Source organism: Algoriphagus sp. (genome assembly GCF_024642405.1).
GTDB lineage: Bacteria > Bacteroidota > Bacteroidia > Cytophagales > Cyclobacteriaceae > Algoriphagus.
In genome coordinates, this window is record NZ_JAHEBC010000252.1 from 1 (window position 1) to 5518 (window position 5518).

Genomic DNA, 5518 nt, shown 5'->3' on the forward strand with positions numbered 1-5518 from the left:
AGGTGAGGTAGGAAATGTTGTCGAGGTTGTAATTGTTCCACCAATTAGCTATTCATCATTCACCATTCGAAATTAAAAAACATTTCCTCCATCCTATTCAAATGGTTCAGTTGGGATTTTAAATCCCGAACTTTTATCATTGATTTCTTTATTCAATTTTAAATTTCCTTTTTCTTCTACGTCCTTTTGGCTTGGCCCAAAAGGACCAAAAATCCAAGTCGCAATAAAGCTTCCTCCGCACATTCCAGCCACCTGGCCCGCTATTGCGACGGCCCACCGCGCAGTCAAATTCAACTAGTTATCTTAAAAAAAACTGATTTAAATTCTTTGACTATTTTCATTATTTGACATTCATCATTCATCATTCGATATTAAAAAATATGATTATCCGCAATGATGCCAGTCACCTTAAATTCTTTGCTTATCTGGTCGGAAGACCGATGACCGAAGACCGAAGCAGCCTAAAATTTACAGTTGAGCTTATTTTATATTGCATTAGTCTCCTTACTGGTAGAATTGCGGATATACACATTAAAAAATACTTTTATAGTTCCATCTCGTAGTTCGCATTTCGTACTTCGTATTTTATTCATCGTGGTCCTGAATTAAAAAATTGAAAATGTTGTATTGGTTGTCGGTTGTCAGTTCCCGTAATTCGTCCTTCGTAAATCGTACTTACTTCAAGGTTTCTTATTTGTAACAACGTATCAACTCGCTCCAAGATTTCATACTTCCTACTTCCCACTTCCATCAATATATTCCCTCAATTCATCTTCAATCCCGACGGGAAATCCTTTCTTTTCTTCCACACCAACATAGATCAGGCAACTCGATGGTGTGTTTTCAAAGATTCCCTTAAACTTAGCCAACCATATTTCTAAGTGGGATTTCAATTCTTTGATCCGTGGAATTTCTATCATAAGTTCACGATGCTCTTTTATCAGGTTCAAAGCCGATTGGTTGTATTCCATTAATATTTTTTCGGTGTAGGAACGAATAGTTTGGTGAAGAATTAGTTCGTCTTTCGACATCTGATCAAAATATTCATGAAAGAATTCCTCATATTGAAGCCGTTTGGTGTTTGGGATTCTATCTTTCATTTTTTGGGCTAGTTTGTTTCGGAGTTTTGCCTGTGCCTGAAAAGTAGTCCAAGCTGTATCCAGAATTTCAAACAACCTATTAGCGGTATCTTTATTGGAAAGACTTGCAGGATGTGATTCCTTTTGGGAAGAAGGTCCACCTGGAAACTCAGCTTTACTCAAATCAAATGGATTTTCTTTTGCAACACCTTTTAGGATCAATGCGGTAGACGTTTTTTGATCTTTTTCTACGATGTCCACATAGACAATTGACTTTAGCATTTTTGGGACTTCACATGCTTTTACTTTAATGGGGATCATTGACCGCTTAACTCCCGTTGGATCATCTTGAAATGCAGCACCCCATTCTGGCATGGTAAAAATGGAAGCAAAATAATCGGCTGAATAAATTGCAATGGTTTTCTTTGCTTCTGACGCCATTAACATTTCGTAAACAAAATTATTACCTGGGCGAAAGTCTTTGGCTTGCAAAACAGTGGTGTATTTTGCCTCTTCCAAGATTTTACTGATCCAAATAGCCCAATCTACATCTGCGGCGGTATAGCTTATGAAGAAGTCTTTCATATTTTGAGTTTAAAAAGCGGATTGTCAATTCTACTTGAATGAATATAAGTAATCGAAACAAGAACGCATGCAAAAAGCTAAACTTTAAAATCATGGAATTTAGAGCAGGATAGTTAATTATAAAAAGTCATTTTCTTGCGTTTAAATACTTTGAATCTTGCAATGAAACATACTCTAGCTTTCCTAATACTTGCCTTTTTATCCAGACCAATTGCTTTTTCTCAAACTGAAAAACCCAATATCATCTTTATCCTCACAGATGATCAACGATGGGATGCATTAGGTTTTTCAGGAAATGAAATCATTCAAACACCTGAAATGGATAAGTTGGCTGGCGAAGGAATCTACTTCAAAAATGCCTTTGTGACTACTCCAATTTGTGCTGCGAGTCGGGCTAGTTTATTGACGGGGCTTTATGAGCGAACTCACGGTTATACTTTTGGTCCGAATGAACTTCAAGAAGCATATGCTGCAAATTCTTACCCAAATCAGTTGAGAAAAGCAGGGTATCAAACAGGGTTTTTTGGAAAATTTGGAGTAAGATATTCAGGGTTCGAAAACCTATTCGATCAAGGAGACAACTATGATCGTAATGGGCAATTTCCAGATAGAAGAGGATACTTTTATAAAACCATCAATGGGGATTCTGTTCATTTGACCAAGTACACGTCATATCAAGCTCAGGAGTTTATTAAAAATTCTTCTTCAGATAAGCCATTTATGCTATCTCTGAGTTTCAGTGCTCCTCATGCCCATGATCCGGCAGAGGATCAATATTTCTGGTCTGAGGATGTGGATCATTTGTATGAGGATTTTAAATTCCCGAAGGCCAAATTAAGTCAGGATAAATATTTCGAAGCCCAGCCAGAGTATGTTCAAAAAGGTGAAAACCGGACTCGCTGGTATTGGCGGTATGATACGCCGGAAAAATTCCAGCATAGCATGAAAGGCTATTATCGAATGATTTCTGAAGTGGATCTGGAAATAGGGAAAATCAGAAAAACACTGGAAGAGAAAGGACTTGATAAAAACACAGTCATTATCCTGATGGGTGATAATGGATACTTTCAGGGAGAGCGTCAACTCGCTGGCAAATGGTTGATGTATGATAATTCGATCCGGGTACCTTTGATAATTTACGATCCAAGGAATCCAGGACATAGAACGATCAATGATTTTACGCTGAATATTGACGTTGCCCCCACAATTCTTGAGTTTGCAAATAGTTTGATCCCAGACTCTTATCAGGGATTAAGTCTGGCAGATTATGTAATCGGAAAAAATCCGGCAAGCGAGCGTAAAGATTTTATTGTAGAACACCTTTGGAAAGTAAATATCATTCCTGCCAGTGAAGGGCTACGAACAGAAGAATGGAAATATTTTAGATATCAGGATGATCTGGCACATGAGGAACTTTATGATTTGAAAAAGGATCCGATGGAAACCAAAAATCTTGCAGGTAATCCTAGATATGCTTCTGTATTATTAGAAATGCGCGAAGTTTTTGAACGACAAGCCGCTGAGTTGGTATCCGAAAAAGTAAAATAAGTCTCAGTTTTTAGATGATTTAGAATTCTTACTTCAACCAACTCCAGCGTTCTGCCCAATCCATAAGTATATCATTTCTCCACTTCAAAATTGTTTTTCCTCCCTGAAGCTTTCCATCATAATTTTCAGGATTGGATGAATCGCTGTACCAATTATCTCCAAGTAAGAAGTCTTGTTCATTTGCTTTGCCTGGCCAAAGATTGGTAACCACCAGTTGACCTTCATCCTTTGGGAAACCTTGGATCTTTGAAGTAATCAGGAAATTCAATGTTTCAGCCTGTTTAGGTGCGTATCGAATACTATATTTTCCTTGACCTATATAATAGCCAGACCAAATTTGGGAATTGTTTTGATAAGGCACCTCCATCCAAAATACAGCAGAATCAGCCGGTACTTCTATTTCAGGGCCACTGAATCGAAATTCAACGGTAGTACAAAAAGCCACAGAATCCTGAAGATTGCTTGTTCTGTCGTATATCACTCTAGCACTTCGGGAGATTTTCTCGAAACTTCCACCCCAACTTTCTCCAGTGGGATCATTTGGATCTCCATTCATCAGGTAAAGGAGAGAAGGTGTGTCTCCCATTTTTATCTCACCCTTATAATAGCTTTTGAAATCCACTCCTAAATTCCCAGCTCCTTGAATATGTTTCGGGTAATAATCAGAAGTTTTGACTACATCAGGATTTTCATTGTTGGAGAAGAAACCATAATAACTTGAATTAACCTCGATCATCCAGAGATCCGGAAAATTTTTTGCTATAAAAGCGTAGCTGTTGGCGCTCCACTTTTTGTTGGGACCACCGATCCAATAAACCCTGATTTTTTCCTGAATTTCTGGAGCATCATGAAGCGCCTGAGCCAAATCATCCAATCCTCCCCAAACCAAAACCCATAGCGGTCTGCTGTCTTCTTTTTTTGCTGCTTGAATGATCCAATCAGAGCCTTCCGTAGGTCTGGTAATTCCTGCGAAAGGAGCACTTCCTTTTCTTCCTTGTTTGGTCACTGAACGCAAATAGTCTGGGCTTGGAAATCCATCTTTATGCTTTTGAAGTTTTGGGAGATCTAATTCATAAAGGCTGATCATTCTGAAAATCTCCGAGGTACTTCCTTTGCCATAAGAAGGAGAAGAAACCAAACCTTCAATATCAAAGAGATCGCTGTACATCAGCAGGTGCGCCAAGCTCTGATTGTCATCAGGATCGGTTCCTCCGATATCGGTACTGATCAGAATTCTGGGTCTTTTGGAATCAATCGTTTGGGAGTAAACAGATGAAGAAAATAAGATTAGAATCAGAAAAAACGATCTATTCATAGAAATATTAAGTATAGGATACTAGTTATCCTTTTCAATCCATAATTCTATCCTGTACTGGCTTGATAAAGCGGAGAATACTTGATATTGAATTGCTGATTATTAGGATTTGTACGCTAATAAGTTTCTAATTATCTAATCCCATCGAACTTATTCAAAGCCTTATTGAGGTTTTTGAAAGCCTTTTTATCAGTCTTATCCAGATCTTCATAAATCAGGGGATTCTTTTCAAGCCAATCCTCTTTAACATTGTAGAATTCGCCTGTTTTGTAAAGTTTGTATTTCTTGTCTCTGGCAAATTCCTGCAAACTTTCCAGATCGCCATTTCGGCTATACCAAGAATAAATCCAATCTCTGGGTTTTCCTTTTTTACCTATCAACTGTGGAAGGAAACTTACACCATCTAAAGGTGTATTTTTTGGAGCTTCGACTCCTGCAACTTCCAAAAGGGTAGGAAGAAAATCGGTAAAATCAATCAGGTCATCACTGACAGTGCCTGGAGCGATATTGTTATCCCATTTCACCACCAAAGGAACGTGAATTCCATTGTCTGTGGTGAACTTTTTTCCTCCCGGATATTCCTTTCCCCGGTACATAGAAACAATAGGTTGATCGGTTCCATTATCCCCTGTGAAAATAATAATTGTCTCCTCACTCAATCCCAATTCATCTACTTTGGCAATGATCTTCCCGACTATTTTATCCATGTATTCCACCATATCCCCAAAATATTGAGGATCGCCTTTATAGGTGGGAGAACCAGGACTTGTAGGATCCCAATCATTGGAATCGGGTGTCGGGACAAAAGGGCAATGGGTGATGATCATCGGATAATAAGCGAAAAAAGGCTGGTCCTGATTCCTTTCCATAAAATCAATCAAGAAATCACTGGTGATATCCGTTGAGAATTGCCCATCATTAAAATGCTTGGGAACTCCATTGATTTCCAGAACTGGATTGGAATAACGGGTATCATTTCCATTTTCATCCG

The 5518-nt window shown here is 38.4% G+C and carries 5 protein-coding genes; 1 reads left to right on the forward strand and 4 read right to left on the reverse strand.

Annotated elements, in window-relative coordinates; all coding sequences use genetic code 11:
* Nucleotides 1-93: 93 nt before the first annotated feature.
* Together Q0L68_RS15435 and Q0L68_RS15440 are read right to left on the reverse strand one after the other, a co-directional pair.
* On the reverse strand, nt 94-288 hold the full coding sequence (locus tag Q0L68_RS15435) for a hypothetical protein (RefSeq protein ID WP_296704960.1): 195 nt from the start codon (nt 286-288) through the stop codon (nt 94-96).
* A 446-nt stretch (nt 289-734) separates the two neighbouring features.
* Nucleotides 735-1664 (reverse strand): TIR domain-containing protein, encoded by a 930-nt coding sequence (locus Q0L68_RS15440; protein ID WP_296704962.1) that lies wholly within the window; start codon nt 1662-1664, stop codon nt 735-737.
* Nucleotides 1665-1826: 162 nt separating this feature from the next.
* Between Q0L68_RS15440 and Q0L68_RS15445 the strand changes: the two genes are divergently transcribed.
* A complete protein-coding gene (locus tag Q0L68_RS15445; RefSeq protein WP_296704964.1) occupies nt 1827-3212 on the forward strand; it encodes a sulfatase in 1386 nt (461 codons plus the stop codon).
* A 28-nt stretch (nt 3213-3240) separates the two neighbouring features.
* On the opposite strand, the gene Q0L68_RS15450 is transcribed toward Q0L68_RS15445, so the two are convergent.
* Together Q0L68_RS15450 and Q0L68_RS15455 are read right to left on the reverse strand one after the other, a co-directional pair.
* A complete protein-coding gene (locus Q0L68_RS15450; protein ID WP_296704966.1) occupies nt 3241-4527 on the reverse strand; it encodes a nucleoside hydrolase-like domain-containing protein in 1287 nt (428 codons plus the stop codon).
* 131 nt (nt 4528-4658) lie between these two features.
* The coding region (locus Q0L68_RS15455) for a sulfatase-like hydrolase/transferase (RefSeq protein WP_296704968.1) at nt 4659-5518 on the reverse strand (860 nt) is incomplete at its 5' end.

What these genes read in the sequence shown, in the direction of transcription:
- Q0L68_RS15450 (WP_296704966.1), bottom strand. Translation starts at nt 4,527, where the DNA reads ATGAATAGATCGTTTTTTCTGATTCTAATCTTATTTTCTTCATCTGTT.
- Q0L68_RS15445 (WP_296704964.1), top strand. Translation starts at nt 1,827, where the DNA reads ATGAAACATACTCTAGCTTTCCTAATACTTGCCTTTTTATCCAGACCA.
- Q0L68_RS15440 (WP_296704962.1), bottom strand. Translation starts at nt 1,664, where the DNA reads ATGAAAGACTTCTTCATAAGCTATACCGCCGCAGATGTAGATTGGGCT.